This is a genomic window from Collinsella aerofaciens, assembly GCF_028209625.1.
In the GTDB taxonomy this organism is placed as follows: domain Bacteria; phylum Actinomycetota; class Coriobacteriia; order Coriobacteriales; family Coriobacteriaceae; genus Collinsella; species Collinsella aerofaciens_AM.
In genome coordinates this window covers 18707-43945 of record NZ_JAQLDU010000007.1, presented here as the reverse complement: position 1 = coordinate 43945, position 25239 = coordinate 18707, and the positions used below count along the sequence as shown (strand labels likewise).

At 55.1% G+C, this 25239-nt stretch carries 26 protein-coding genes and 1 tRNA gene; 20 read left to right on the top strand and 7 right to left on the bottom strand.

Going from position 1 to position 25239, the window contains the following annotated elements:
• Positions 1-33: 33 nt before the first annotated feature.
• The 14 genes from PMW70_RS04720 to nagA (PMW70_RS04655) all read left to right on the top strand — a co-directional run bounded on the left by PMW70_RS04720 (position 34) and on the right by nagA (PMW70_RS04655) (position 15161).
• Positions 34-1119: a hypothetical protein gene (locus PMW70_RS04720; RefSeq protein WP_271744021.1), complete on the top strand. Its 1086-nt coding sequence runs from the start codon at positions 34-36 to the stop codon at positions 1117-1119.
• Positions 1120-1639: 520 nt separating this feature from the next.
• Positions 1640-3115: a PTS transporter subunit EIIC gene (locus PMW70_RS04715; protein ID WP_271744020.1), complete on the top strand. Its 1476-nt coding sequence runs from the start codon at positions 1640-1642 to the stop codon at positions 3113-3115.
• A gap of 232 nt (positions 3116-3347) precedes the next feature.
• Complete coding sequence (locus PMW70_RS04710; RefSeq protein WP_195543929.1) at positions 3348-4079, top strand: GntR family transcriptional regulator; 732 nt, start codon at positions 3348-3350, stop codon at positions 4077-4079.
• Between the two features lie 143 nt (positions 4080-4222).
• Positions 4223-5392 (top strand): N-acetylglucosamine-6-phosphate deacetylase, encoded by a 1170-nt coding sequence (gene nagA, locus PMW70_RS04705; RefSeq protein WP_195543930.1) that lies wholly within the window; start codon positions 4223-4225, stop codon positions 5390-5392.
• Between the two features lie 32 nt (positions 5393-5424).
• Complete coding sequence (locus PMW70_RS04700) at positions 5425-5898, top strand: NanQ anomerase/TabA/YiaL family protein (RefSeq protein WP_117654927.1); 474 nt, start codon at positions 5425-5427, stop codon at positions 5896-5898.
• A gap of 485 nt (positions 5899-6383) precedes the next feature.
• Positions 6384-8180, top strand: a complete 1797-nt coding sequence (locus PMW70_RS04695) for a glycoside hydrolase family 35 protein (RefSeq protein ID WP_195543932.1) — start codon at positions 6384-6386, stop codon at positions 8178-8180.
• 2 nt (positions 8181-8182) lie between these two features.
• Positions 8183-8647 (top strand): PTS sugar transporter subunit IIB, encoded by a 465-nt coding sequence (locus PMW70_RS04690; protein ID WP_006236263.1) that lies wholly within the window; start codon positions 8183-8185, stop codon positions 8645-8647.
• Positions 8648-8740: 93 nt separating this feature from the next.
• Positions 8741-9625: a PTS mannose/fructose/sorbose/N-acetylgalactosamine transporter subunit IIC gene (locus PMW70_RS04685; protein ID WP_271744019.1), complete on the top strand. Its 885-nt coding sequence runs from the start codon at positions 8741-8743 to the stop codon at positions 9623-9625.
• Complete coding sequence (locus PMW70_RS04680; RefSeq protein ID WP_099432212.1) at positions 9615-10454, top strand: PTS system mannose/fructose/sorbose family transporter subunit IID; 840 nt, start codon at positions 9615-9617, stop codon at positions 10452-10454. Before PMW70_RS04685 ends, PMW70_RS04680 begins: the two co-directional genes overlap by 11 nt.
• 188 nt (positions 10455-10642) lie before the next feature.
• Positions 10643-11266 (top strand): hypothetical protein, encoded by a 624-nt coding sequence (locus tag PMW70_RS04675; RefSeq protein ID WP_099432211.1) that lies wholly within the window; start codon positions 10643-10645, stop codon positions 11264-11266.
• 81 nt (positions 11267-11347) lie between these two features.
• Positions 11348-11776 carry a PTS sugar transporter subunit IIA gene (locus tag PMW70_RS04670; protein ID WP_040360084.1) on the top strand — a complete coding sequence of 143 codons (429 nt, stop codon included), beginning with the start codon at positions 11348-11350 and terminating at the stop codon, positions 11774-11776.
• Between the two features lie 87 nt (positions 11777-11863).
• A complete protein-coding gene (locus tag PMW70_RS04665) occupies positions 11864-12598 on the top strand; it encodes a GntR family transcriptional regulator (RefSeq protein WP_271744018.1) in 735 nt (244 codons plus the stop codon).
• A gap of 111 nt (positions 12599-12709) precedes the next feature.
• Positions 12710-13876, top strand: a complete 1167-nt coding sequence (locus PMW70_RS04660) for an AgaS family sugar isomerase (protein ID WP_271744017.1) — start codon at positions 12710-12712, stop codon at positions 13874-13876.
• A 115-nt stretch (positions 13877-13991) separates the two neighbouring features.
• On the top strand, positions 13992-15161 hold the full coding sequence (gene nagA, locus PMW70_RS04655; RefSeq protein ID WP_271744016.1) for an N-acetylglucosamine-6-phosphate deacetylase: 1170 nt from the start codon (positions 13992-13994) through the stop codon (positions 15159-15161).
• A gap of 75 nt (positions 15162-15236) precedes the next feature.
• On the opposite strand, the gene PMW70_RS04650 is transcribed toward nagA (PMW70_RS04655), so the two are convergent.
• On the bottom strand, positions 15237-15851 hold the full coding sequence (locus PMW70_RS04650; RefSeq protein ID WP_271744015.1) for a flavodoxin domain-containing protein: 615 nt from the start codon (positions 15849-15851) through the stop codon (positions 15237-15239).
• Positions 15852-15976: 125 nt separating this feature from the next.
• Here PMW70_RS04650 and PMW70_RS04645 point away from each other — a divergent pair, with 125 nt between their 5' ends.
• The 3 genes from PMW70_RS04645 (at position 15977) to PMW70_RS04635 (ending at position 18531) form a co-directional block, all read left to right on the top strand.
• Positions 15977-16858, top strand: a complete 882-nt coding sequence (locus tag PMW70_RS04645) for an aldose 1-epimerase family protein (protein WP_271744014.1) — start codon at positions 15977-15979, stop codon at positions 16856-16858.
• A gap of 59 nt (positions 16859-16917) precedes the next feature.
• Positions 16918-17853 (top strand): hexose kinase, encoded by a 936-nt coding sequence (locus PMW70_RS04640; RefSeq protein WP_195543938.1) that lies wholly within the window; start codon positions 16918-16920, stop codon positions 17851-17853.
• Between the two features lie 204 nt (positions 17854-18057).
• Complete coding sequence (locus PMW70_RS04635) at positions 18058-18531, top strand: NanQ anomerase/TabA/YiaL family protein (protein ID WP_117654927.1); 474 nt, start codon at positions 18058-18060, stop codon at positions 18529-18531.
• Positions 18532-18665: 134 nt separating this feature from the next.
• On the opposite strand, the gene PMW70_RS04630 is transcribed toward PMW70_RS04635, so the two are convergent.
• The 3 genes from PMW70_RS04630 to PMW70_RS04620 form a co-directional block, all read right to left on the bottom strand.
• On the bottom strand, positions 18666-19031 hold the full coding sequence (locus PMW70_RS04630; RefSeq protein ID WP_117766459.1) for a hypothetical protein: 366 nt from the start codon (positions 19029-19031) through the stop codon (positions 18666-18668).
• Positions 19032-19045: 14 nt separating this feature from the next.
• The gene (locus tag PMW70_RS04625) at positions 19046-19555 is read right to left on the bottom strand and encodes a hypothetical protein (RefSeq protein ID WP_117766461.1); all 510 of its coding nucleotides are present in this window, start codon (positions 19553-19555) and stop codon (positions 19046-19048) included.
• Between the two features lie 257 nt (positions 19556-19812).
• Positions 19813-19888 (bottom strand) — tRNA-Thr (locus PMW70_RS04620).
• 207 nt (positions 19889-20095) lie between these two features.
• Here PMW70_RS04620 and PMW70_RS04615 point away from each other — a divergent pair.
• Positions 20096-20578, top strand: a complete 483-nt coding sequence (locus PMW70_RS04615) for a PTS sugar transporter subunit IIB (protein ID WP_117766463.1) — start codon at positions 20096-20098, stop codon at positions 20576-20578.
• 325 nt (positions 20579-20903) lie between these two features.
• Here the strand turns inward: PMW70_RS04615 and PMW70_RS04610 are convergent, their stop codons facing one another.
• Positions 20904-21956, bottom strand: a complete 1053-nt coding sequence (locus PMW70_RS04610) for an aldose epimerase family protein (RefSeq protein WP_271744013.1) — start codon at positions 21954-21956, stop codon at positions 20904-20906.
• Positions 21957-22162: 206 nt separating this feature from the next.
• Between PMW70_RS04610 and PMW70_RS04605 the strand changes: the two genes are divergently transcribed.
• A complete protein-coding gene (locus PMW70_RS04605; RefSeq protein WP_271744012.1) occupies positions 22163-22927 on the top strand; it encodes a DeoR/GlpR family DNA-binding transcription regulator in 765 nt (254 codons plus the stop codon).
• A 14-nt stretch (positions 22928-22941) separates the two neighbouring features.
• On the opposite strand, the gene PMW70_RS04600 is transcribed toward PMW70_RS04605, so the two are convergent.
• Positions 22942-23247 carry a type II toxin-antitoxin system RelE/ParE family toxin gene (locus PMW70_RS04600; protein ID WP_271744011.1) on the bottom strand — a complete coding sequence of 102 codons (306 nt, stop codon included), beginning with the start codon at positions 23245-23247 and terminating at the stop codon, positions 22942-22944.
• A complete protein-coding gene (locus tag PMW70_RS04595; RefSeq protein WP_271744010.1) occupies positions 23237-23503 on the bottom strand; it encodes a type II toxin-antitoxin system Phd/YefM family antitoxin in 267 nt (88 codons plus the stop codon). Before PMW70_RS04595 ends, PMW70_RS04600 begins: the two co-directional genes overlap by 11 nt.
• Positions 23504-23805: 302 nt before the next feature.
• Between PMW70_RS04595 and PMW70_RS04590 the strand changes: the two genes are divergently transcribed.
• Positions 23806-25176, top strand: a complete 1371-nt coding sequence (locus PMW70_RS04590) for an ATP-binding protein (protein ID WP_271744009.1) — start codon at positions 23806-23808, stop codon at positions 25174-25176.
• Positions 25177-25239: the final 63 nt, after the last annotated feature.

Here is a 25239-nt window from a genome sequence, read left to right as displayed (position 1 = left end):
GGGGACTATGTTTCCTAACAAGGAGTAACTGATATGGGTCTGATTCAAAAGAAGGACGAGAAGGACGAGATCGACGGCATCCAGATCATCGAACGCGGCGAAGGCCCCGACGGTGATGAGGACGAGAAGATCGACCTGGTCGCCGGCACGTCTGCCGAACATATTGCCGCCGGCACGACCGCCGAGGAGGAGGACGCTCGCCTGGAGGCTCAGATTGCCGCGGATGCCGCTGACGAGAATCTGATGCCCGAGGAGCAGGACGAGGACGACGACTCTGACGTGGGCGACCACGCTTGCAAGCACAAGAAGACGATGATTGCCGCCTTTGTGGTCGCCGTCGTGATTGCTGCCGTGGTCGGCTTCTTTATCGGCAACGGTGGTTTTGGCGGCAAGGGCGTCGGCTCGGCGACCCTGTCCGAGGACCAGCTCGATTCGACCGTGGCAAGTTATAGCTACAACGGCAAGAAGAGCGACATCACCGCGCGTGAGGCCATCGAGAGCCAGTACAGCCTCGACACCGTCAAGGACGATGACGGCAACTACACCGCTCCGTCTGCCGACGTTATCCTGTCCTACGTGCGCAACCAGATTCTGCTGGACGCTGCCGAGGACGAGGGCATTACCGTCTCTTCCAAGGAAATGAAGCAGTACGCCGAGGATTCCATCGGCACCTCCGACTACAAGACCATGGCCACGCAGTACGGCGTGTCCAAGGATCAGGCCAAGCAGATCGTCCGCCAGTCCGCGACGCTGCAGAAGCTCTACAAGAAGAAGGTGGGCGATAGCTCCGCAAGCATGCCGACCGCCCCGACCGAGCCTGCTGACGGCAACGAGGAGACCGCGAGCAAAGACTACGCCGACTACATCATCAACCTTGCCGGCGATGAGTGGGATAGCTCAAAGGGCACTTGGAAGGATGCCGACAGCACCTATGCCAAGGCCTTTGCCGATGATGCCTTTACGACCGATAACGCCACCTATAAGCAGGCCATGACCGCCTACTACACTGCCTACCAGCAGTACTCCTCGCAGGCTTCGAGCGCCAGCTCCAAGTGGACCGAGTACGCCAACGGCCTCTACGCCAAGGCCAACATCAGCATCTACGGCCTGTTTGCGTAAGGGCTGCCCGAGCCGCCGAGTACGTAGCCAAAAATCTGATATGCCCGCTAGAACGGACATCGTTCTAGCGGGCTTTTTGCACTGTGGGGAGGGCGATGAGAGGGGGTGGTTGTATGCAAATTTTGGGACACTTTATTCATATAAAGTGAAAACGATTTCGGCTAAACTGGTAGTAACAATGTGGTACCACTGTTCATCTGGTAGTAACCAATTTTGAGACGAAATCGAATGGAAATTGCTAAGAATTAGTTTGGTAATGAAAGAAACGCACCATGTCTACCTGCGTAAATTACCGTTTACGGGCCAAAAATAACCGTTTGGCAACGATATAGTAATTTGAACGAAATGTGGTGGACGTTTGAATTGAGTGTGTGCTGCCGTACATACCAGCAACCCCAAATAGGGACTGGGTTGTCTAAGTTTGCGCATCAATGCCGGCAAGCGGAGAAGCCGGTATGCACAAGGCGCGGACATGGAACTCGTTGGTGAACAACGAAAGAAAGGTTGGAGGAGATACCATATGATGAAGTACCTCCAGAAGCTCGGCAAAGCGCTGATGCTTCCCGTCGCAGGTATTCTTATGGGCGTGGGCTACCTGCTCGCTCCCGCAGTCATGGGTGCTGCCGGTGACACTACCGGTTTTGCCTATACCGCCGGTTTCCTGCTCATCAAGGCAGGCGGCGCTCTTATCGATAACATGGCCTGGCTGTTCGCAGTCGGCGCCGCTGTCGGCCTTGCCGACGATCACGATGGCACCGCTGGCCTCGCTGGCCTCGTCGCCTTCCTGATGATCCAGCAGCTCCTGAACCCCGCTGTTGTTGGCACCATTCGTGGTATGGACGCCGATGCTCAGACCGCTTGGCTTGCCACGACCGAGGGCATCGCGTTCTCCAAGATCGCTGGTAACTCCTTCATCGGCATCCTGTCCGCCGTCATCGGTGGCACTTGCTACAACAAGTTCAAGGACACTCGTCTTCCCGACTGGCTGGCCTTCTTCTCCGGCAAGCGTTGCGTCGCCATCATGACCGCCGTCATCTGCATCGTCGTCTCCGTCGTCCTGCTCTTTGCTTGGCCGCTCATCTTCGGTGCTCTTGTTGCTCTTGGTGAGGGTATCGCCGCCATGGATGGTATCGGCGCTGGCATCTACGCCTTCCTCAACCGTCTGCTCATCCCGACCGGTCTGCACCACGCTCTGAACAACGTGTTCTGGTTTGACACCATCGGCCTGGGCGACCTGACCCACTTCTGGGCTGGCGAGACCTCTGCTGACGTCAAGTGGAGCCTCGGTATGTACATGTCCGGCTTCTTCCCCTGCATGATGTTCGGTATCCCGGGCGCTGCCCTGGCTATGGTTCAGACCGCTAAGAACAAGAAGGCTGCTATCGGCCTGGTTGTCTCCGCTGCTATCTGCGCCTTCGTCTGCGGCGTCACCGAGCCCTTCGAGTTCGGCTTCATGTTCCTGTGCTTCCCGCTCTACGTCGTGTACGCTGCCCTGTACGGCATCTTCACCGTCGTCACCTACTATGTTGGTTTCCGTGCTGGCTTCTGCTTCTCCGCTGGTGCTACCGACCTCCTGTTCTCCGCTAGCCTCCCGGCTGCTGCCAACACCTGGATGATCATCCCGCTGGGCATCGCTGCCTTCCTGGTCTTCTACCTCGTGTTCCGCTTCGCCATCACCAAGTTCAACCTCATGACCCCTGGTCGCGAGGATGAGGATGTCGAGGAGACCTCCGCTTCCGCTGCCGCTGGCGACGACAAGTTCGCCGCCCTGGCCGCTGCTGTTCTCGCTGCCGTCGGTGGCAAGGAGAACGTCAAGACCGTTGACTGCTGCGCTACTCGCCTGCGCTTTGAGCTTGGCGATTCCGAGCTGGTCGACGAGGCCGCCTGCAAGAAGGCCGGCGCTCTGGGCGTCATGAAGATGGACAAGGGTGCTACCCAGGTCATCATCGGCACGCAGGTCCAGGCTGTTGCCGAGGAGCTCAAGAAGCTTCTCTAAGCCTTAAAGACGTATCTGTCTTACAAAGGGTCGTCCCGCTCCGTGGGGGCGGCCCTTTTTGCTACCTCGATACTTGATGCAGTGATGTAATTGGTATTACAGTGTGCAGGCTATCAACCGGCAAACAATATTGAAATATGCTGGTTGACCTGCTGTTATTCCATTAAAACTGCTATAGTACGTGGTGTCTGGTTACAACCAATTTCGAGTCATTTATCCGGCAGGTATCATTATGGCAATGGGAGCGCGCAAACAACCTCTGTACGATCAGCTCGTCGATTTGCTGACCGATAAAATCGATCACGAACTTCGACCCGGCGACTATTTGCCGTCTGAGCGTGACCTGTCGGAACGCTATGGGCTCTCGCGTACGACGGTTCGCCTTGCCCTACAGGAGCTTGAGCGCCTAGGCTTGGTGGTTCGTCAGCGCGGCCGTGGAACCATGGTGTGCGACCGCTCTCTGCAAACGGCAAATCTCACGCAGACCTATAGCTTTACCGAGCAGATGAAGGCGATCGGCCGTGTGCCCAAGACGACGATTCTTGAGTTTACCGAGGTCGAGGCTGACAAGAATATTGCCGTAGAGATGAACGCGCGCCTGGGCGAGCGTCTGTACAAGATCAAGCGCCTGCGTATAGCCGATGGTGTACCGCTGATGATTGAGTGTACATATCTGCCAAGTCGCAAGTTCTTTGCGCTTAAGCGCCCCATGATCGAGAACAAATCGCTGTACGACATGATTGAGCAGGACTTTCACGAGAAAGTTCGCGTGGCAGAGGAAGAATTCTACGCGAGTATCGCCCGCCATTCCGACGCTCGTCTGCTCGAGATTACCGAAGGCGCGCCGGTGCTGGATTTGATTCGTACCACATATGACATGAACAACGAGGTTATCGAGTATACGCGTTCGGTTGCGCGTGCCGACCAGTTTAAGTACAAGGTCTACCACAACCGCGCAGTCTAGAGTTATTGGGTATAAACGGCTTGGCGTGTTTTGCGGCGGGTGCAAATTATACCAAGCGGTAGAAGGCAACGAACAATCGCTCGAATTAACAATGCAGTGGTTTTTGATCCGCCCTAAAATGCACTGCGGGTACGGGAGCATAGATGAGCACGTATGCTATCAAGGCCGACAAGTTCTTTTTGCCGGCGGGGCCGCAGCTGGGCGGCTACCTCATGGTCGAAGACGGCGTCTTTGGCGTTTGGCAGGCCGATGAGCCCGCTTGTGAGATCAAAGATTATTCGGGTACATGGATTGCGCCGGGCATGGTGGACACCCACATTCATGGCTTCTATAACCATGCCACGACCGATAACGATGCCGAGGGCATCAACATCAGCTCGACCGAGCTCGCACGTCGTGGTACCACCAGCTGGCTTCCCACGACCTTTACCGACGGCGTGGAGCAGATTAAGGACGCCTGCGCCGCCATTGCACAGGCGGAAGAAGAGCGTGGACCCGAGTTCTGCGGTGCTCGTATTCAGGGCATCTACCTGGAGGGCCCGTTCTTTACCATGAAGCACGTGGGCGCCCAGAACCCCGCTTATCTGATTGACCCGTCCGAGGAAATTTTTGACGAGTGGCAGGAGGCCGCCGGCGGTCGTATCGTCAAGAGCGCCATGGCGGCCGAGCGCGATGGCGCTGCCGCTTACGCCGCGGCTTTGAGCGCAAAGGGCGTCGTGACCTGCATTGGCCACTCCGATGCCACCTATGATGAGTGCGCCGCCGCCATCAATGCTGGCGCCAGCTGCTTTACGCATACCTACAACGGCCAGCGCGGTCTGCATCACCGTGAGCCCGGTGTCGTCGGGGCCGCTATGACCACGCCCAACACCTATGCCGAGATCATCTGCGACGGCAAACATGTGAACCCCGCTGCTATCAAGGCCCTGCTGCAGGCCAAGGGCTGGCAGCACACGGTGCTGATCACCGACTGCCTGGGTTGCGGCGGCATGCCCGAGGGAAAGTACACCAGCGGTGGCATGGATGTTATTATGAAGGACAACCTTTGCTGGCTTGCCGATGGCTCTGCTATCGCCGGCTCGGTGCTCACGCTCGCGCAGGGCGTCAAGAACATCGTCGACTGGGGTCTTGCGAGCGCCGATATCGCCATTCGCATGGCGACCGAGGTACCCGCGCGTTCTGCTCACGTCGAGGATAAATGTGGCAGCATTATGCCTGGCCGCGATGCCGACTTTGTTGTGTTCAATCCCGACCTTACCCTGGTCGAGACGTATGTGGGTGGCAACAGCGTCGGTAACGCGTTTGCCGAGTAGCCGCCAAAGAAGCGATCCGAGAGGGGATTTAGATGATTTACGGTGCATTGGGCGATATCGAGGAGTACCGCGGAATGCTCAAGGGCCTCGACGTGTTGATCGACTGGCTCGAGGAGAACGACCCGGCGCAGCTCGAGGTCGGCAGCCATCCGATTCTGGGCGACAAGGTCTTTGCGAACGTCATGGCTCCCACGACGCGTCCCGAGGCAGAGGCTCACTACGAGACGCATCAGCGCTATCACGACCTGCAGATCGATGTCGAGGGTCGCGAGGCCTTCAAGGTCGCCACGGGCAGCCTGACGCTGGTCCAGGAGTTCGACGAGAAGGACGACTACGATCTGGTCGATTCCGACGCCTCGATCGCCGGCGATCTTGCCGACGACAAGTTCGCGCTGTTCGTTGCCGGCGAGCCTCACATGCCCACACTCGAGTTCCCGGGCGATGGCGCACAGCCGGTCAAGAAGATCTGCTTTAAGCTGCTTGCAGACGCTTACTGGGAGGAGTAACGCGCTGCTCGGCTGAGTTGTTCGCCTGATGGCGTGATTTCCCTAGGGAAATCACGCCACGACCCCGCCAAGCGTGTTTTCCCTAGGGGAATCACGTTTGGCGGGGTTTTATGTTTATGAATAGGGGAACTGAAGCCGTGACGATGCTTGGGTTGGCGCACGCGCACTCAAATCGGCAACAACAAAGTAGATAAGCATTTGAAGAAATGCGATTGGAGCATAATGTAACTAGTATGAAATAGTGGATAGCTGGTACATACCACCTTTCAAATATAGAATCGTTAGAAATCTATAGTTAAAAAGTAATTTACCAGCGGGTTTATATTTTGTTCATTAAAGCCGTTCATCGTCATTTGGCTACCGTTTACGGACCACTTCAGATTCTGACTACATAATTGCGTCAATGCGTCCATAATAGGCAAGGCGTTTAGCTGAGGGTCGGGGAACCGGCATCCGCGTCGTAGAGCACGAAGATCGGGAGTAGCATGCATTCGTTTAAGATCACCAATCAATTCCTACTCGATGATGAGCCGTTCACCATCTTGTCGGGGGCGATTCACTATATGCGTGTTCATCCGAGCGACTGGCACCACTCGCTCTATAACCTTAAGGCTCTTGGGTTTAATACGGTCGAAACGTATGTACCGTGGAATCTTCATGAGCCAAAGCCTGGCGTCTTCGATTTTTCTGGCTCAATCGATTTGGCGGCATTTCTTGATGAGGCAGCATCGCTCGGTCTGTATGCAATTGTTCGGCCCTCTCCGTTTATTTGTGCAGAATGGGAATTTGGCGGCATGCCAGCATGGCTGCTGCGCGAACATGATATGAGGCCGCGTAGCAGCGACCCCAAATTTCTTGCTCACGTTGCGCAGTACTACGACCATCTCATGCCGATACTCGTCTCGCGTCAGATTGACAAGGGCGGAAATATCATCATGATGCAGGTTGAAAACGAGTATGGATCATATTGCGAGGATAAGGACTATCTTCGCGCGATTCGTCGCCTTATGGTCGAGCGTGGGGTTTCCGTGCCCCTTTGTACTTCCGATGGCCCGTGGCGTGGGTGCCTTCGTGCCGGTACGCTCATTGACGATGATGTGTTGTGCACCGGCAACTTTGGTTCTCATGCAAAGGAGAACTTTGAGGCTCTTTCTGCTTTTCACAAGGAGCATGGAAAACAATGGCCTCTTATGTGCATGGAGTTGTGGGACGGCTGGTTCAATCGCTATGGGGAGAACGTCATCAGACGCGATCCCGAAGATCTTGCCTCTTGCGTTCGCGAGGTGCTCGAGCTTGGAGGATCTTTAAACCTCTACATGTTTCATGGAGGCACCAACTTTGGATTTATGAACGGATGTTCTGCACGCCATACGCATGACCTGCACCAGGTGACATCATATGACTACGATGCTCCATTGGACGAACAGGGCAACCCGACCGAGAAATACTTCGCAATTCAAAGGACAGTTCACGAGCTGTATCCCGATATCGCGCAAAGCAAGCCGTTAACAAAAAAGGCGTTTTCCATGCCCGATATTTCGGTGAGTGAGCGCGTAAGTCTCTTTAATGTGCTCGATATTCTTTCGGAGCCGATTGAAGCCCAATATCCTATGCCCATGGAAGAGATGGGTCAGTCGTATGGATATACGTTATATACCACGACTGTCGAGCGTGACCGTGCAGATGAAGAGCGTATTCGGGTTATTGACGCCCGCGACCGCGCTCAGGTGTTTGTGAACGGTGACAAGGTGGCGACGCAGTATCAGGAGCACATCGGGGAAGATATTCACTGCGTTCTTCCCTGTGAACACAACCGCCTGGATGTTCTGACCGAGGATATGGGTCGCGTCAATTATGGTCACAAATTGCTCGCTGATACGCAGCATAAGGGCATTAGGACAGGAGTTTGCGTTGATCTTCACTTTGTTACCGGTTGGGAGATGCGTTGTCTGCCACTCGATAACATCGATAATCTTGATTATTCCGCCGGCTGGGTAGAGGGGCAACCTTCCTTTTATCGCGCAAAGTTTGATATATCTGAGCCGGCTGATACCTTTATCGACACTACGGGTTTTGGAAAGGGTGTGGCATTCGTAAACGGAACGAATGTCGGACGTTTTTGGGATAAGGGTCCCATCATGACGCTCTATGTTCCGCACGGTTTATTACACCCTGGTACCAATGAACTCGTTATGTTCGAAACAGAGGGCGTGTATGATGCGAAAATCTCCCTTCGCTCTGAGCCCGTTATCCGTACACTTGAACAAGAAGGAGTTGAGTAGAAATGATTGTAGGCGCACGAATCGACTTTCGCTTGATTCACGGACAGGTGGCAAACCTCTGGTCTAACGCCCGTCAGGTAAGCCGCTTCATGGTAGTTGACGACGAGGTATCGCAAGATGCTACCCAAAAGCAGGTTCTTCGCATGGCTTGCCCGGCAACTGTGAAGTTGTCCGTGCTTCCTGTCGACAAGGCCGCTGCCAACATCACTGCTGGCAAATATGATGCGCAACGTCTCTTCATTGTTGCGAAAAAGCCTGAGGTCTACGTTCGACTTTTGGAACAAGGTGTTAAGCTTGAGCAGCTCATCGTCGGTAATATGACGACAATGGAGCCGGTCAAGAAGCTGAATCGCAACATTAGTTGCGACCAGGGGGACCTTGACGCATTTGCCAAACTCAAGGCCGATAATCTTCCTATTGTCATTCAGCTGACGCCGCAGGATAACCCAGAGGCTCTCACGCTCTAGTCGAATTAACGCTAGGCCGTGAAGGGGGATGCACGGTTTATATAAGCGTATTGGTATTGTAGAAACTGTTACACCTTAAATAAGGAGTTTACCATGATTGCTTGGTGGCAGATTCTTCTGTTAACCCTGTATGCGGGTTATCAGATTATGGATGAGCTGAACTGGTACACCTGTGCCGGCTCAGCCGTCTTCTCCGGTATGATTACCGGTTTGATTATGGGCGACCTGCAGACTGGCCTGTTTATCGGCGGCAGCATGCAGCTCACCGTCCTGGGCGTTGGTACCTTTGGCGGCGCCTCTCGTATCGATGCCAACTCCGGCACTCTGGTCGCCACTGCCTTTGCCGTGGGTGCGGGCATGAATCCCGAGACGGCTCTTGCCGCCATCGGCGTACCTGTCGCTGCCATTCTCGTTTACACCGATATCGCCGGCCGTTTCGCCAACACGTTCTTCGGTCACATGTGCGATGCCGATATCGAGAAGATGAACTGGGGCGCCTACAACGTACACTACTTGCTCGGTGCCGTTTCCTGGATGTTGTCCCGCATGATTCCGGTCTTCCTGGCTCTCGCATTTGGCCAGGGCGTGGTCGAGGGCATCACCACCGCCCTTAACGGCGACTGGAAGTGGCTGGGTGACGGTCTGTCTGTTGCTGGCGGTGCCTTGCCCGCCGTTGGCTTCGCCATCCTGCTCCGTTACCTGCCGGTCAAAAAGCACGTCGCCTACCTGCTGCTCGGCTTTGTAGTCGCCGCCCTGTTTGGTACGGCCTTCACGAGCATCATGAACCTCAACGCCAACATCGTCGCTGTGAACGGTGCGCTTGGTAAGGGCGCCGTGGATATGGTCGGTATGTTCAATAACATGTCGATGCTGGCGATCGCTATTATTGGCTTTGCTCTGTCTTTGCTGTACTACAAGAACAACCAGCGTCCCGTCGCTGCTGCTGGCGCTGCGGAGGGAGACGACGATGAGCTCTAATGAGAAACTCGCCAATGGCACCACTGGCTACAAGATTACCAAGGACGACCTTGCGCAGATCAACCGTCGTAACCTGTTTGGTTTCCAGGATGGTTGGAACTACGAGCGCATGCAGCACTCTGGTTATCTCTGGATTATCCTGCCCACGCTGCGCAAGCTGTACGGTGACGGCACGCCGGAGCTAAAGGAAGCCTGCCGCGCCCAGTGCGCACCGTTCTTCAACACCTCAAACTTCCTCAACACGATCATCACCGGTATCGATTTGGCGATCGAGGAAGAGGAGGGCATTGAGGGCCTCGAGGCTGTTGCCGGTCTCAAGACTGGTCTCATGGGACCGCTGGCTTCCATCGGCGATTCCATCTTCGGTTCGCTGCTCCCGACCATTTTCGGCGCTCTGGCTGCCAATATGGCCATGAACGGCAACCCCTTGGGTATCTTCATCTGGGTCGCCGTGAACATCCTTGTTGACTGGTTCCGCTGCAAGCAGACCCACATGGCCTATGAGCAGGGTATGAAGCTCGTCACCACCATGAGCGATCGCCTGAATGCGTTGACCGACGCGGCCTCCGTAATGGGTGTCTTTATGGTCGGTGCTCTGGTCGCAACCAATGTCGGTATCGTTATTGCGGCGAAGCCTGTTATCGGCGGCGTTACCGTTGACTTGCAGAACATCTGCAATATGATTTGCCCCAAGCTGGTTCCTGCCGCACTCGTCGGCTTCGTATACTGGCTCCTCGGTAAGAAGGGCATGACCTCGACGAAGGCCATCTTTATCGTCTTGGTTCTGTCCATTGCCTTGGGTGCATTCGGTATCATTTGCAAGGGCTAAATACCCCATATTGTCACGGCATTTGAGCCTCAATTGAGACGTGGCGCACACCTCCAAGGCGACTTTATCGCCATATCCCCTGGAGTGTGCGCCTCTTTTGTTTTGTCGGACACCGCTGTTCATAGGCGGTTATGCAGTCATCGTGTTCGATTAATTCCTTAAGGCTGCCTTGAAGGGAATATAGTGCAATGCCATTTTGGATCGTCCTGTTTATTTGTGTTGTCGTGGCTTATTTCGCTGTGACCGAAGGAGCGAAAAAATACTTCGATATGAAATTGCAGGTATTGTTTAACTTGGGCTTATACCAAGATTGCATAGACCTGCTCGATCGCAAACTTGCGCGCATAGTAATGTCTACGTATAAGCAGTATTACCTGCGTTTCACGATCTATGAAGCTGCTGATATGGACGCATATGCAGATCGAATGCTTGACCACTTGCTGGAGATGCCGTGCAGCGACAAACAACGTCGACAGCTTGCGGTTCGCGCCTTTAATTTCTATATCAAGACGGGTGACCGGAAGCGGGCGGCGTCCATGTTGGAAGAGATGCGCCCCATCGTGTCGAAGGGCATTTTGGCGGACAGTCAATTAACCTACGACATAGTCTTTTGCCGTCGGCATGATAAGATCGATGAGATGGAAGCTATGCTGGATACGAGCGACCTTGGGTTACGCGGAAAGCTCTATCTGCTGCTTTCATATCAATATGAGAGCAGCGGGAACAAGGGCGAAGCACTTAGATATCGCAACCTTGAAAAGCAGCTTAGAGACGCTCACAGACCTCCCACGATAAAACAAAATACTCACTAAACTTTAATGATGCAGTGGTCGTAAGAGCCCTTTTGTGGGGTTCTTTGGCTAGAGAAAGCGAACGGTAGAAAGGTAGATAGAATGATTGGATTTGTACTAACTGGTCACGGTCAGTTTGCACCAGGTTTGAAAAGCGCTGTGGATATGGTCGCCGGCGAACAACCTAATTTTGAGGTAGTTCCTTTTGCGGGCTCGGAGGCGGTTACTTTTGGTGATGATTTGCGAACCTGCATTGCCAAGATGCGTCAAGCTTGTGATGGCGTATTGGTGTTTGTTGATTTGCTTGGCGGTACTCCGTTCAATCAAGCTATCCCAATGACGACTGAGCTCGATAACGTGACCGTTGTCACCGGAACAAATCTACCTATGCTGGTGGAGCTCGTTATGACGCGTGCGTTTGGAGACCCAACGCTTGATGAACTTGCCGAACGCGCACGGGTCGTTGGTCGTGAGGGAGTCGATCTCAAGAAACTCGAGAGTGCTGACATTGATGAAGACGATGAGATGTAGTGTCGCTATTAGCCCATTTATTGGACATGTTGGTGCGTTACCTGAAGGCTGAAGTATTGGTCAATTGCTCATTACGTGGAGAATATCATGACGTGCACGAGGCACAGACAACCGCTATATGACCAGCTCGTAGATATTCTGATCGAAAAAATTGATCATGAATATCAGCCAGGTGATTTGATTCCGTCCGAACGTGAGCTTGCCGAACGTTTCGGGCTTTCGCGGTCGACTGTCCGGCTTGCAATTCAGGAACTTGAGTATCTTGGTCGGATTGTACGAAAACAAGGTCGCGGTACGTTTGTTGCCGATCGACTGGCTCAAGCAACAAATCTTACCCAATCGTACAGTTTTACTGAACAGATGAAAGCGATGGGCCGGCGGCCAGGAACAACCATCTTAGAGTTCTGTGAAATGGAAGCAGATAAAACGCTCTCGATACAAATGGGGATTCGTTTGGGTGAAAAGGTATTAAAACTCAAACGTTTACGGATGGCAGATGGTATACCTATGATGGTTGAGCGTAGCTATCTTCCAGCAAGGCTCTTTATTTCACTCAAGCGTCCTCTACTCGAACAGAAGCCCCTTTACGATGTCATTGAGCAGGATTATCAGCAGAAAATTCGAGTAGCGGATGAGGAGTTCTCTGCGGGTATAGCACGTCCATGTGACGCTCGGCTTCTAGGTATTAGTGAGGGTGCGCCAGTTCTGGACATAGTCCGAACTACTCACAACACCCAAAATGATGTTGTCGAGTTCACGCTTTCGGTGGCTCGCGCGGACAAGTTCAAGTACAGAATCTCTCACTATCGAGATACTGTGTGATCGGATACGAGTGCTAACGAAAGAAAAACAGCCTATGACTACTACTCGATTTGACTTTTCAGGTTGAGTCTTTGTATATCAGACAATTTAGTAAAGAAAGAAGTATTAGAAATGTTCGAGAAGAGTGTCGAGGAGCTCACCGAGCTCGGCGCCCAGATCACCACGGCCGAGATTGCTCAGCAGCCCGAGCTTTGGCGTGATACGCTCAACATCTATCGCGAGAACAAGGAGGCCATCGAGGTCTTCCTGGCCGAGGCTCGCGCTATGGGCGAGGGTCGTCTGTCCGTTGTCTTCACCGGTGCCGGTACGTCCGACTACGTTGGCGATACCTGCGCCCCGTACCTGCGTCACGCTGGCAACACTGATCTCTACGACTTTAAGCCCATCGCCACGACCGACATCGTGAGCGCCCCGCGCGACTTCCTGCGCGCCGAGGATCCCACGCTCGTGGTTTCCTTTGCCCGCTCTGGCAATAGCCCCGAGAGCCTTGCCGCCGTTGCCGTTGCCAAGGAGCTCGTCCACAACGTCAAGTTCCTCAACATCACCTGCGCTCCCGAGGGCAAGCTCGCCGTTGAGTCTGCCGATGATCCCAACGCGCTGACGCTGCTCATTCCGCGCGCCAACGACAAGGGCTTCGCCATGACTGGTTCTTATTCCTGCATGACCCTGCTCTCTACCCTTATTTTCGATACGGCCTCTGACGAGCAGAAGGCCGAGTGGGTCGAGACGATTGCCAAGATGGGCGAGGAGGTCATCTCTCGTGAGCCTGAGATCGCCGATTACCTGGCTGGCGACTTCAACCGCGTGACCTACTTGGGTTCTGGCTCCTTCGGTGGCCTTGCCCAGGAGAGCCAGCTCAAGATCCTCGAGCTCGCTCACGGTCTGGTCGCTACTTCCTACGACACCTCCATGGGCTATCGTCACGGACCTAAGTCCTTCGTCGACGATAAGACGCTCGTCTTCGTGTTCGTCAATAACGACGCCTATACCCGTCAGTACGATATCGACATCCTCAACGAGATCGGCGGCGACGAGATCGCTCAGCACACCGTCGCCGTTCAGCAGGAAGGTGCTACCGTCTATGAGGGTGAGTCCTTCACCTTTAAGGGCTACGAAGCGCTTCCCGAGGGCTACCTCGCTCTGCCGTTCGTGATGTTTGCCCAGGCCATCAGCCTGCTCAACTCCGTGCGCGTGGGCAACACGCCCGATACGCCGAGCCCCACCGGCACGGTCAACCGCGTGGTCAAGGGCGTGACGATTCACCCCTTCACCGCTTAATCGCGTCCCTCTGTAAGGGCGCCCGTCCGCTCATAACGGCGGGCGGGCGCTTTTTGTTTTACCTGAGCTGGGTATAGCATCACCACAGTCAACTGCTTTAAAGCGAGGAGTGCATATGAGCACGTACGCAATTAAGGCTGACAAGTTCTTCTTGCCGGCAGGTCCGCAACTGGGCGGCTATCTTATGGTCGAGGATGGCGTCTTTGGCGCCTGGCAGGCCGACGAGCCCTCTTGCGAGATTAAGGACTACACGGGGTCGTGGATCGCACCGGGTATGGTCGATACTCACATCCATGGCTTCTACAACCACTCGACTACCGATAATGATCCCGAGGGCATCGATATCAGCTCGACCGAGCTCGCCCGTCGCGGTACCACCAGCTGGCTGCCCACGACGTTCACCGATGGCGTCGAGCAGATCAAGGACGCCTGCGCCGCCATCGCTCAGGCGGACGAGGGTCGCGGCCCCGACTTCTGCGGTGCTCGCATTCAGGGCATCTACCTGGAGGGCCCCTTCTTTACCATGAAGCACGTGGGCGCGCAGAACCCCGCTTATCTTATCGATCCTTCCGAGGAGGTTTTCGATCAGTGGCAGGAGGCTGCGGGTGGTCGCATCGTCAAGAGCGCCATGGCGGCCGAGCGCGACGGTGCCGCTGCTTATGCGGCTGCTCTGAATGCCAAGGGTGTGGTGACCAGCATCGGTCACTCCGACGCCACCTACGATGAGTGCATCGCCGCCATCAACGCCGGTGCCAGCTGCTTTACGCATACCTATAACGGTCAGCGCGGGCTGCATCACCGTGAGCCCGGTGTCGTGGGTGCTGCCATGTCCACGCCCGAGACCTACGCCGAGATCATCTGTGACGGCAAGCACGTTAACCCTGCCGCCATCAAGGCGCTGCTGCAGGCAAAGGGCTGGCAACACACGGTGCTCATCACTGACTGTTTGGGCTGTGGCGGCATGCCCGAGGGCAGCTACACCAGTGGTGGCATGGACGTCATCATGAAGGACAACCTGTGCTGGCTCGCCGACGGCAAGAGCATTGCCGGCTCGGTGCTCACGCTTGCCCAGGGCGTCAAGAACATCGTTGACTGGGGCATCGCCAGCGCCGATATCGCCATTCGCATGGCAACCGAGGTGCCGGCACGCTCCGCGCACATCGAGGGTAAGTGCGGCAGCATCATGCCGGGTCGCGACGCCGACTTTGTCGTGTTCGACCATGAGCTTACCCTCGTCGAGACGTATGTTGGCGGCCAGAGCGTCGGCAACGCCTTTACCGAGTAACGATAGAAAAAGACGGCGGGCCCGAATCTGCTCGGACCCGCCGTATGGGTTAAACGCTCAAAAGTACCTTCACAATTACAGCTTGTTAGCGATCTTCTTTGCCGTGCGCTTGACGCCGGCCACAAGACCTCCCGCAGGACGCTCCTTTTCGTAGGCTAGACGCTTCTCGCGCTTGGCGTACTCTTCGACGATGATGTCGCCATACTCGTCTTCGATCTTGTCGAAGAAGTCGATGGCGCCCTTAATTTCCTCAGCGGTCGGGTGCCCCTTTTGGACACCGCCGGTGAGTTTAAACGGCCCCCACGTATCAAAGCCGGGGCAGCCGTAGACGCCCATAAAGATGGCCTGCCTCATGCGGCAGATACCATCGATATCCTTGCTGTACCACTTGTTTTTGCCACCGTAGGTCATAAGGCCAAACACCTTGTCCTGCGGCTGCAGCACGTTCGTGAGCACGCGTGCCATATCCTTGTCGATCTCGGAGTAATAAATGCCCGTGGCGACGCCGATCAGATGGTATTCGTGCAGGTCGGGGTACTCGTTTTTACCGAGTGACTTCACGTCGAGGGTATCGATTTCGGGGTGTGCCTCAACGATGGCGTCCACGAGCTTTTTCGTATTGCCGTGATGGCGCGAGGCGTAGAGGATGATGGTTCGAATAAGAAGGCCTTTCAGCCGTAATTGCTTCAATGTCTGTATGGTACCCCGTTGCATGGCCGGGATACCGGACGCATCGATGAACGTGCGAGTTTGTCCTTTGGTCAGGGCCGAGACAGGTACTTGCGAGCAAAAGCAGTTGTTCGAAAGGATGGGCAATGGAATACGCTCTCTCTAACGATTCGATTTCTATTAAGGTGTCCACGGCCGGCGGCTCGTTTACCTCGATTGAGGCCGACGGTCGCGAGTATTTGTGGCAGGGCGATCCCGCCGTGTGGTCCGGCCAGGCGCCGATTTGCTTCCCGATTTGCGGAGGCTTGCGTGACAACAACGCCATGACGTTTGCCGGGCATCATGTAAAGCTCGCTCGCCACGGGTTTGCGCGCAAACAGGAGTGGAAGCTGCTGAGCCAGAGCGAGAACGAGCTGGCGATGTGCCTGGATTCGGAGGATAACGCGGCACTGCTGAGCGATTATCCCTACCCGTTTAAGCTTGTCGCCCGCTATGCGCTTGAGGACGCTGCCGTGCGCGTTTCCTATGAGGTGACCAACGAGGGCACCGAGGACATGCCGTTCTTTATCGGCGGTCATCCCGGCTTTAGGTGTCCGCTCGATGAGGGCGAGGCCTATACGGACTACGAACTGCGCTTTGAGAAAGACGAGGCTGCGGAGCTTTGCACTGCTGTCCCTTCGACTGGCTTGATTGACGTGGCAAACCGCTCCAAGAACCCCATGGTGGGAAAGACGCTGCCCCTGTCGCACGAGCTCTTCGATTTTGCGGAGACCATCTTTGACGTGCTCGAGAGCCGTCAGGTCACGCTTTCCAAAAAGGGCGAGGACAAGGGCGTCCGCCTGAGCTTTGATGGCTTCCCATATCTCATTGTGTGGAGCAAGCCCGAGGGCGATTTTGTGGCGGTTGAGCCTTGGGGCGGCCTTTCGACCTGCTCCGATGAGGACGACGTGCTTGAGCATAAGCGCGGCTGCCTTGTCGCCAAGCCCAAGGAGACCGTCGTTCGCTCGTTCACGATTGAGATTCTGTAATTCCGTTTTGTCGACTCGTATCGCGAGGCACAAGGAGCCTGCGAGATAAGGAGCTAAAAATGATCCTCACCGTTACGATGAACCCGTCTGTTGATACGCGCTATCAGCTCGATGAGCTCGTTATCGACGACGTCAACCGTGTGACGCCCGAAAAGACCGCCGGCGGCAAGGGCCTCAACGTGGCCCGTGTGCTGGGTCAGCTGGGCGACGACGTTGTGGCAACCGGTTTGCTCGGCGGCCACATGGGCGCCTACATGGCTGAGCTTATGGACGCCAACGGTATTAACAACGACTTTGTGCCCATCAAGGGCGAGACTCGCATTTGCCTCAACATCCTCCACGCCGGCAACCAGACCGAGCTGCTCGAGAGCGGCCCGACAATTGCCCCCGAGGAGCTCGATGCCTTTACCGCCAAGTTTACTGAGCTTGCGGGCAAGGCCGACGTTGTCACCATTTCGGGTTCTCTGCCCCGCGGTGTCGAGGCAGGCTACTATGCCAAGATCACGGGCATTGCCGAGAACGCCGGAGCCAAGGTGCTGCTCGATACCTCGGGTGCTTCGCTCGAGGCCGCCCTTAAGTCCGAAATTAAGCCCGAGCTGGTCAAGCCTAACCTGACCGAGATTAACGGCCTTCTGGGCACGAGCTTTACCACCGACGATGTGGACGAGCTCCGCGCCGCGCTCGCCTCTGATGCCCGCTTCTCCGATATCCCCTGGGTCGTCGTGTCCATGGGCGCTGCCGGCTCCGTGGGCTTCCATAATGGCCGTGCATTCCGCGCCAAGACCCCCGATATCCCCGCCGTTAACGCTACGGGCTCTGGCGATTCGACCATTGCCGGCTTCGCACATGCGATTGCTGCTGGCGCGGATGACGAGACGGTGCTGCGTACCGCCAACACCTGCGGCAAGCTCAATGCCATGGATCCCATGACTGGCCACTTGGTTATGGATCGTTGGGACGAGGTTTACAACGGCGTTGTCGTGACCGAGCTGTAGGAGCTTGTGCGCCGCCCCCGGCATCGGTTGCTTGCTTGTGGTTAGAGTTGACGGCAAGTGCGGTAGCATTATGCCGGGGCGCGACGCCGATGCTGTCGTGTTCAATCCCGACCTTACCCTGGTCGAGACGTATGTGGGTGGCAACAGCGTCGGCAATGCGTTTGCCGATTAGCCGCCAAAGAAGCGATCCGAGAGGGGATTTAGATGATTTACGGTGCATTGGGCGATATCGAGGAGTACCGCGGAATGCTCAAGGGCCTCGACGTGCTGATCGACTGGCTCGAGGAGAACGACCCGGCGCAGCTCGAGGTCGGCAGCCATCCGATTCTGGGCGACAAGGTCTTTGCGAACGTCATGGCTCCCACGACGCGTCCCGAGGCAGAGGCTCACTACGAGACGCATCAGCGCTATCACGACCTGCAGATCGATGTCGAGGGTCGCGAGGCCTTCAAGGTCGCCACGGGCAGCCTGACGCTGGTCCAGGAGTTCGACGAGAAGGACGACTACGATCTGGTCGATTCCGACGCCTCGATCGCCGGCGATCTTGCCGACGACAAGTTCGCGCTGTTCGTTGCCGGCGAGCCTCACATGCCCACGCTCGAGTTCCCGGGCGATGGTGCGCAGCCGGTCAAGAAGATCTGCTTTAAGCTGCTTGCAGATGCTTACTGGGAGGAGTAGCGAACTGCTCGGCTGAGCTGTTCGTCTGATGGCGTGATTCCCCTAGGGAAATCACGCTAGGACCCCGCCAAACGGGTTTTCCCTAGGGAAATCACGTTTGGCGGGGTTTTCTGTTTTGAATAGGGAAGCCTCATTTATTTGCGAAGAACATCGGCTAGCCGCAGGATTGAAATCATCGACCGATAAGTGAGTTCCACTTTTTCGCCCGCAAGCAGTCGTTTCGAGCCAATCTCATCTAGCCCCACAAGCCGAGAAAACAGCGGGCCGCTCATCGTGCCCTCGTCAATTGACTCCCTTATGGTCTTCAAAACGTCCGTATCATGAAGCGATGCCGAGCTGTAGGGGGCAACACGAGCGGAACTCTCAATTAACGACGAGACAAAAGGATGGAGATGCTTTGGACATAGTCCATCAAACACCACATCCCCATTGTCGTTCGAGCCGACCAGGCGCCAAGTATAATGATCGACCCAGTCATCCCCGTCGTATATGGCGTTCATGAGCAACTTCCCGTCTAGAGAGAGAAACCTATTTGGACATCGGGGCGCAAGACCGCAATCCATATCGGGCCTGCAGCAGCTCCAACCCAACGCACCACATAGGTTCCCTTTCGTACATGTGTATCAATCTGCCCCGAAATGCCGGTGAATGCAATTCCAGACCCGTTTGTCGGATAGCAATCGACGTATTTTTGTTTTCCGCTCACAACCTTGTATAGATATATCGTTCCAGCAAAAGAGAAGGGATCGTTCGCAATTTTGTCCGGAAGAACTTGCCACCTCAAAATCCCGCTACCAATATGGTCAAGCTTGACCGTTCCGCCGTCCCCCTCAAAAGTGGCAAGGGGATTTACCCAAGACTGAGAGTCGGCATCGCCCTCCTTAGCAGTTATCAGCAGACTGCCCGTATAAGACTGCTGAGGCTCACCTTCAGGACAGACAGCCTTGGCCCAAGAAGGGCCACTCAGGCAGAACAGTCCGAGCAGCATCAACACCAACAAAAGAAAACCCTTAGTTCTTTTCATCTATATCCCCAACGTCTCTCGACATTTGTATATCGTGACTATTTTAGATCTATATGGCCAATTCGAGCCCTCACCATGGCAATTGTTGCAGCTGGGTTTCTTTTCATTAAGATTTCACTTTGGTAAATCCCCGCCCCTAAGCATTAAACCCGAAGTCCACCGAGTGGGCCGCTGTTGACGTGGCGATGCTTGGATTGGCGCGCACGCACTCAAAATCGGCAACAAAAAAGCCGCCCGAAGGCGGCTATCTTGAGCAATGGAGCCAGCGACCGGGCTCGAACCGGTGACCCCCGCTTTACGAGAGCGGTGCTCTACCAACTGAGCTACGCTGGCGGCCATGTGATGACGCAACTGAGGCGTCAACGGCTGTCTATGATACGGGACATCGCACATCCGCGCAAGTGTTCTGACGGCTTTTCTCACTTTAAATGCACTAATATTAGAGGCGTGATGTCTGCAGTGCCCATTTGGTACTTGACCTGCTGTTGAGTTGGTGGCCGACGTCCCGCTCGTATGGGTCTCAAACAGAATGGGGCAGCCATGGCTCAACCCAAGATCCTTCTCACGCGTATCGATGACCGTTTCATTTACGGGCAAGACGTTGAGCTGTGGAACGAAGCCGTGGGTTCCAATCTTGTCTTAATCGTCAACGATGAGATCGCGGCGGATTCGCGCCAATGGGCACCCATGAGGGTGGCGGCGCCAGAAGGCGTTTGGACGCGGTTTTTCTCGGTGCAAAGGACCATCGACATCATTTATACCGCAACGCCGCGCCAATGGATTCTCATCATGGTGGCGTCGCCCACGGATGCACTCGCGCTGGTTAAGGGCGGTGTGCCAATAACCAAGATCAGCATCGGCCATATGCGGGCGAGGGAGGGCAAGCGCTCTGCAACGCCTGCCATTGCCGTAGGCGATACGGACATCGCCGCCTTCAAAGAGTTGCAAAAGCTCGGCATAGAGCTAGAAATCCGTTATCTCCCCAGTTCCGCCCCCGACCCCATTGGCAATCTGTTCAACTGATCCCTTGGGGACGGAGGAAAACGGATCATTTTGCCCTTGCGAGGGATGCGCGCGATGCCGCCTGTCAAAAACTATGCCCATTTACTACGTTTGGTCGGCTATCGCCGAGCATGTCGAATTTGAGAAAAACAAAACCGCAGGTAGACGGCTTGCGAATTTAACAAAAACCGGTGCATGGTCGAGCATCCCGGGCTAAACGTAGTAAATGGGCATAGTTTTGATATGTCACTCATACAGTCACAGCGAAAATGAGCCAAAGGATGAAAAAACGCCCGTCGGCGGTGGTGCCGGCGGGCGTTGCTGTGCGATATGTCGCGTTGTGGGCTTAGTGCCTCATAAAGTGATATTCGATCACATTGCTATAGGGATGACCCGGGCCCACAATGCCCTGCGGGAACAGAGGCTGGTGCGGCGTGTCGGGGTACATCTCGGCCTCGAGGGCAAAGCCGGCGCCCCAGCCATAGTTGGCATCGTCCTTGGCGTGCTCGTCGCCCAGCCAGTTGCCGGTGTAGAGCTGCACGCCCGGGGCAGTGGTGTAGTAGTCCATCTCACGACCGGTCCACATCTCCTCGACGTGCATCGCGCGGCGCAGGTTGCGGCCGTACTGATAGCCATCGATGCACAGGCAGTGATCGTAGCCACGGGGCTGCTTGATCTGCGGGTCGTCGGCCTCCATGCCGGGTGCGACGGGGCGAAGCTCGCGAAAGTCAAACGGTGTTCCCTCGACCGGAGCGATCTCGCCGGTGGGGATGTTCTGCTCGTTAATGGGCAGGTAGTGGGCGGCGTTGGCGACAAAGAAATGTTCGCAGTCCATGCCGGCGTTATGGCCTGCAAGGTTAAAGTACGTGTGGTTGGTCATGGACACGTAGGTGGCGCGGTCGCTCTCGCAGCCATAATCGATGCGGAAGACGCCGGTGCGCGTAACGGTAAACACGGCCGTAAAGGTTCGGTTGCCGGGCAGGCCCAGCTCGCCATCCTTAAGCGAGGTGGTCATGCGCACGGCGTTATGGACCTCGTCGAGCTCAACATCCCACACACGTTTGTGCAGGCCGTGCTCAAGGTCGCTGTGCAGGTTGTTGGCGCCCTCGTTGGCGGGCATATGCCAGTCCGTGCCGTCGATGGCGATCGTGGCGCCAGCGGTGCGGTTTGCCACAGGGCCGATGGTCGCGCCAAAGCAGGCGGGGTTGTCAAAGTAATCCTCGAGCTTATCGAAGCCCAGCGCCACATCGCGCACGTTGCCGGGAATGTCGGGCACATCGATACCAAGCACCGTGGCGCCATAGTCCATAATGCGAACGCAGATCTCGGGCCCGTCGAGGGTGTAACGATGAACGGGGGTACCGCACGGCGCGGTGCCGAAAAGCTCGGAAGTGATCATTTGGTTCCTAACATCGAGGTATTTCCGACAAACTGTAGCGCGAACAGGCGAGATTATCACTACACCCCACTAAAGCTGGGGGTATTTTTCTCAAAAAAGTGATGATTGGAGCTGTGCGGGCGTTCATTTTTGACGCGTACGAGTCTGATACAATTTGTTCGTTACTGTTTGAATGATATGCGCGCAAAGAACGGCGAGGATTCATCGTGATTAAGGCAGAGCGACAGGATAAGGTTCGTCAGCTGCTCGAGGAGCAGGGCACGGTCTCGGTCAAAGAGATTTCGGATGCGTTGGGCGTTTCGGACATGACGATTCGCCGCGACCTCGAAGAACTTGCGAGCCTAGGCGAGATTGAGCGCGTGCACGGCGGAGCCCGCAGTGCACAGAGCCGTCCGCACGCTATGTTGCGCCATGAGTATTCGCACAGCGAAAAGCGCACTAAGCATGCCGAGGAAAAGCTGCAGATTGCGCGCCGTGCTGTGGAGCTTATCGAGGAGGGCTCGACCATCTTTTTGGGCACGGGCACCACGGTTGAGCAGATGGCCTCGATGCTGCCGACGTTTCGCCTACGCATTGTGACCAATTCGCTTTCGGTGTTTAACCTGCTCGAGGCGCGCGAAGACTGCGAGCTGTGCCTCGTGGGCGGTATGTACCGTCGCCGCACCGCCGCTTTTGTGGGACCAACGGCCGAGGATACCCTGCGCGCGCTGGGCATCGATGCGGCGTTTATCGGCGCCAACGGCATCTTGGACGGTGACGTGTCTACGTCCAACATGGACGAGGGCCGTATCCGGCAGCTCGCCTTTAGCAAGGCCGACTCGCGCTACCTGATCGCCGACTCCAGCAAGATCGGCAAGCGCGACTTCTACACCTTCTGCCGCCTGGACAGCTTGGACGCCGTGGTGTGCGAGCCGGATATTGCCGACGAGGACCGCGCCGCCATCGAGGAGCACACGCAGGTCATTTGCTAGCGAGTGCCGCCGTGCTAGATCAGGCGGGCGTAGTCCTGTGACTGGTGAAAGACGTGGGCGATATAGATCGCATCGCGCTCAAACTTGTAAAGGCACGCGTAGTTGTTGACGGGAAACGATCGATAATTGCGTGTCGCCAGTTCCCGTATGTGGGAGAGGGGCCGTAGGAGCGACTGCTCGCGAAGCAGGTCAAGCTGATATTCAAACTCGGCAACAAAATTGCCCGCTGCACGTGGATTCATGAGGATTTGAGCAAGGTATCCGACAATACTCTCGTACTCATATCGTGCGCTTTTGAGTATTACGACGTTATAGGTCATATTTGTCTCGCATCGCGGTCGCGAAGGAGTCGTAGTCGCTATAGTCGCCTTGCGATATCTCGTCTTCTGCCAGCATCATACGAGACAGCAGCTTGGCTTTGGCGATTTCGTCTTGCATGAGGCGATACTGGTCGCTGCTGATGCAGTGCATGGCCTCGTAGCCGTTTTTGGTTACGGTGACGTCGCGCTCGGACTCGACAAGCGCGGTAAATGCAGCGGTGTCCTTCATGTCTCGGACGGGCACACAGGTGGACATAGGTACCTCCTTTGCGTTGGGCCATAATTGTGCCACGCCGTATCGAATAGTCGGCATCGTTGAATTGTCTTGATCTGTAACAGATAGACGCCCAAAATCGGGTTTGGTGTTACAGATCGAGACGGCTCGGCATAGCATCCGTTATACATGAAGCTCGGTATTATTGTATGTTTAGACCAATGCAATAGTCGGTATTTTTGTAGCTATAAGCTCATTTAAAGGTCGGTATTTTTGTATTATTAGATATATCTAAAGGTCGGTATTTTTGTAAACTCGCACGTAAATTATGCTGAGGTGAGATTATGTTTAAACGAAAGGCATATGATCGTCTGAAGGAGTGGAAAGAACGCTCGCAAGGGCGCACTGCGGTGCTTATTGAGGGTGCAAGACGCGTTGGCAAAACGACGCTCGTCAAGTGCTTCGCGCAAAATGAATACAAGGATTATCTGTACATTGACTTTTCGGCTGCTAGCAAAGCCACGCTCGATATATTTCTGAACCATCGTGAAGATGTCGATCTTTTTTTACGCATGCTTCAGCTGCAGTATGGTAAGGCCCTCGAACCGAGAGAGTCGCTGGTCATTTTTGATGAAGTGCAGCGGTTTCCCATCGCGCGCGAATACATAAAGCATCTTGTAGAAGACGGCAGATTTGATTACATCGAGACAGGCTCTCTTGTCTCCATCAAAAAGAATGTCGATAGCATTGTCATACCGTCAGAGGAAGAAAGAATCCCTCTCGAGCCCCTCGATTTTGAGGAGTATCTTTGGGCGACCGGAAAAGATCTTTATGCAGAAGAGATCCGTAAAGCGTGCGAATCTCGGACCGCGCTTCCGGACGGCGTTCATGCGACGTGCATGAGATTATTTGATGAGTATATGCTTGTCGGTGGTATGCCTCAGTCGGTCGACTCCTTTGTGGCAGAGAATGATTTTAGAGGATGCGACAGGGTTAAACGGCAGATTATCGCACTGTACAGGGAGGACATTGCCAAGTTTGGAGGTTCGGACGCTAGACGTGCGCGGGCGGTTTATGACGATATTCCGGGTCAATTATCTGCGGCAAATAAACGGTTCAAATTTGACAGCTTGGAGAAGGGGTCCCGTTTTGAGACATATGAGTCGGCGTTAATCTGGCTTGAGGATGCGCGACTGATTAACCGTTGCTATTTATGCAGTGATCCGAGCGTGGGTTACCGCCTGCACGAGGACGCGTCTTCGCTTAAATGCTATATGGCGGACACGGGATTGCTCGTGAGCTTGGCGTTTGATGATGGTCCGGACCTTATGGATGTTCATAGAGACATTCAATTTGGAAGAATTTCGATTAATAAAGGAATGTTGATCGAGAATATCGTGGCACAGCAGCTCAAGAGTCTGGGGCATTCGCTTTTTTATTACAGCTGGCAGGAGCCTTCCAAAACGGAGGGGAGTCGTCCCAGAACGCGTGAGATTGATTTTCTTGTTTCGCGCGGCTTTGAAGATGCGGCTAGAAAACCGCGGGTCACTCCTGTTGAAGTTAAATCTTCCAAATCGTATTCAACAATCTCACTTGACGATTTCGGCAGAAGATTTGAACGACGAGTCGGAGAGGAGATAGTTCTTCACCCAAAACAGCTCAGGGCTGAAGGGCATAGGATATATCTTCCTCTGTATATGACGATCTTTATCTGATCGATGGCATGCGGTCGCGCCGCCATCGAGGAACACACGCAGGTCATTTGCTAGCCGATGCCG

Excerpts from the sequence above, each read along its gene's own strand:
- PMW70_RS04660 (WP_271744017.1), top strand. The coding sequence starts at position 12,710 with ATGTTCGAGAAGAGTGTCGAGGAGCTCACCGAGCTCGGCGCCCAGATC.
- PMW70_RS04690 (WP_006236263.1), top strand. The coding sequence starts at position 8,183 with ATGATTGTAGGCGCACGAATCGACTTTCGCTTGATTCACGGACAGGTG.
- PMW70_RS04635 (WP_117654927.1), top strand. The coding sequence starts at position 18,058 with ATGATTTACGGTGCATTGGGCGATATCGAGGAGTACCGCGGAATGCTC.
- PMW70_RS04630 (WP_117766459.1), bottom strand. The coding sequence starts at position 19,031 with ATGAACGCCATATACGACGGGGATGACTGGGTCGATCATTATACTTGG.
- nagA (WP_195543930.1), top strand. The coding sequence starts at position 4,223 with ATGAGCACGTATGCTATCAAGGCCGACAAGTTCTTTTTGCCGGCGGGG.
- PMW70_RS04600 (WP_271744011.1), bottom strand. The coding sequence starts at position 23,247 with ATGACCTATAACGTCGTAATACTCAAAAGCGCACGATATGAGTACGAG.
- PMW70_RS04615 (WP_117766463.1), top strand. The coding sequence starts at position 20,096 with ATGGCTCAACCCAAGATCCTTCTCACGCGTATCGATGACCGTTTCATT.
- PMW70_RS04720 (WP_271744021.1), top strand. The coding sequence starts at position 34 with ATGGGTCTGATTCAAAAGAAGGACGAGAAGGACGAGATCGACGGCATC.
- PMW70_RS04700 (WP_117654927.1), top strand. The coding sequence starts at position 5,425 with ATGATTTACGGTGCATTGGGCGATATCGAGGAGTACCGCGGAATGCTC.
- PMW70_RS04715 (WP_271744020.1), top strand. The coding sequence starts at position 1,640 with ATGATGAAGTACCTCCAGAAGCTCGGCAAAGCGCTGATGCTTCCCGTC.
- PMW70_RS04640 (WP_195543938.1), top strand. The coding sequence starts at position 16,918 with ATGATCCTCACCGTTACGATGAACCCGTCTGTTGATACGCGCTATCAG.
- PMW70_RS04695 (WP_195543932.1), top strand. The coding sequence starts at position 6,384 with ATGCATTCGTTTAAGATCACCAATCAATTCCTACTCGATGATGAGCCG.
- PMW70_RS04590 (WP_271744009.1), top strand. The coding sequence starts at position 23,806 with ATGTTTAAACGAAAGGCATATGATCGTCTGAAGGAGTGGAAAGAACGC.
- PMW70_RS04710 (WP_195543929.1), top strand. The coding sequence starts at position 3,348 with ATGGCAATGGGAGCGCGCAAACAACCTCTGTACGATCAGCTCGTCGAT.
- PMW70_RS04665 (WP_271744018.1), top strand. The coding sequence starts at position 11,864 with ATGACGTGCACGAGGCACAGACAACCGCTATATGACCAGCTCGTAGAT.
- PMW70_RS04680 (WP_099432212.1), top strand. The coding sequence starts at position 9,615 with ATGAGCTCTAATGAGAAACTCGCCAATGGCACCACTGGCTACAAGATT.
- PMW70_RS04625 (WP_117766461.1), bottom strand. The coding sequence starts at position 19,555 with ATGAAAAGAACTAAGGGTTTTCTTTTGTTGGTGTTGATGCTGCTCGGA.
- PMW70_RS04610 (WP_271744013.1), bottom strand. The coding sequence starts at position 21,956 with ATGATCACTTCCGAGCTTTTCGGCACCGCGCCGTGCGGTACCCCCGTT.
- PMW70_RS04645 (WP_271744014.1), top strand. The coding sequence starts at position 15,977 with ATGGAATACGCTCTCTCTAACGATTCGATTTCTATTAAGGTGTCCACG.
- PMW70_RS04675 (WP_099432211.1), top strand. The coding sequence starts at position 10,643 with ATGCCATTTTGGATCGTCCTGTTTATTTGTGTTGTCGTGGCTTATTTC.
- PMW70_RS04595 (WP_271744010.1), bottom strand. The coding sequence starts at position 23,503 with ATGTCCACCTGTGTGCCCGTCCGAGACATGAAGGACACCGCTGCATTT.
- PMW70_RS04685 (WP_271744019.1), top strand. The coding sequence starts at position 8,741 with ATGATTGCTTGGTGGCAGATTCTTCTGTTAACCCTGTATGCGGGTTAT.
- PMW70_RS04670 (WP_040360084.1), top strand. The coding sequence starts at position 11,348 with ATGATTGGATTTGTACTAACTGGTCACGGTCAGTTTGCACCAGGTTTG.
- nagA (WP_271744016.1), top strand. The coding sequence starts at position 13,992 with ATGAGCACGTACGCAATTAAGGCTGACAAGTTCTTCTTGCCGGCAGGT.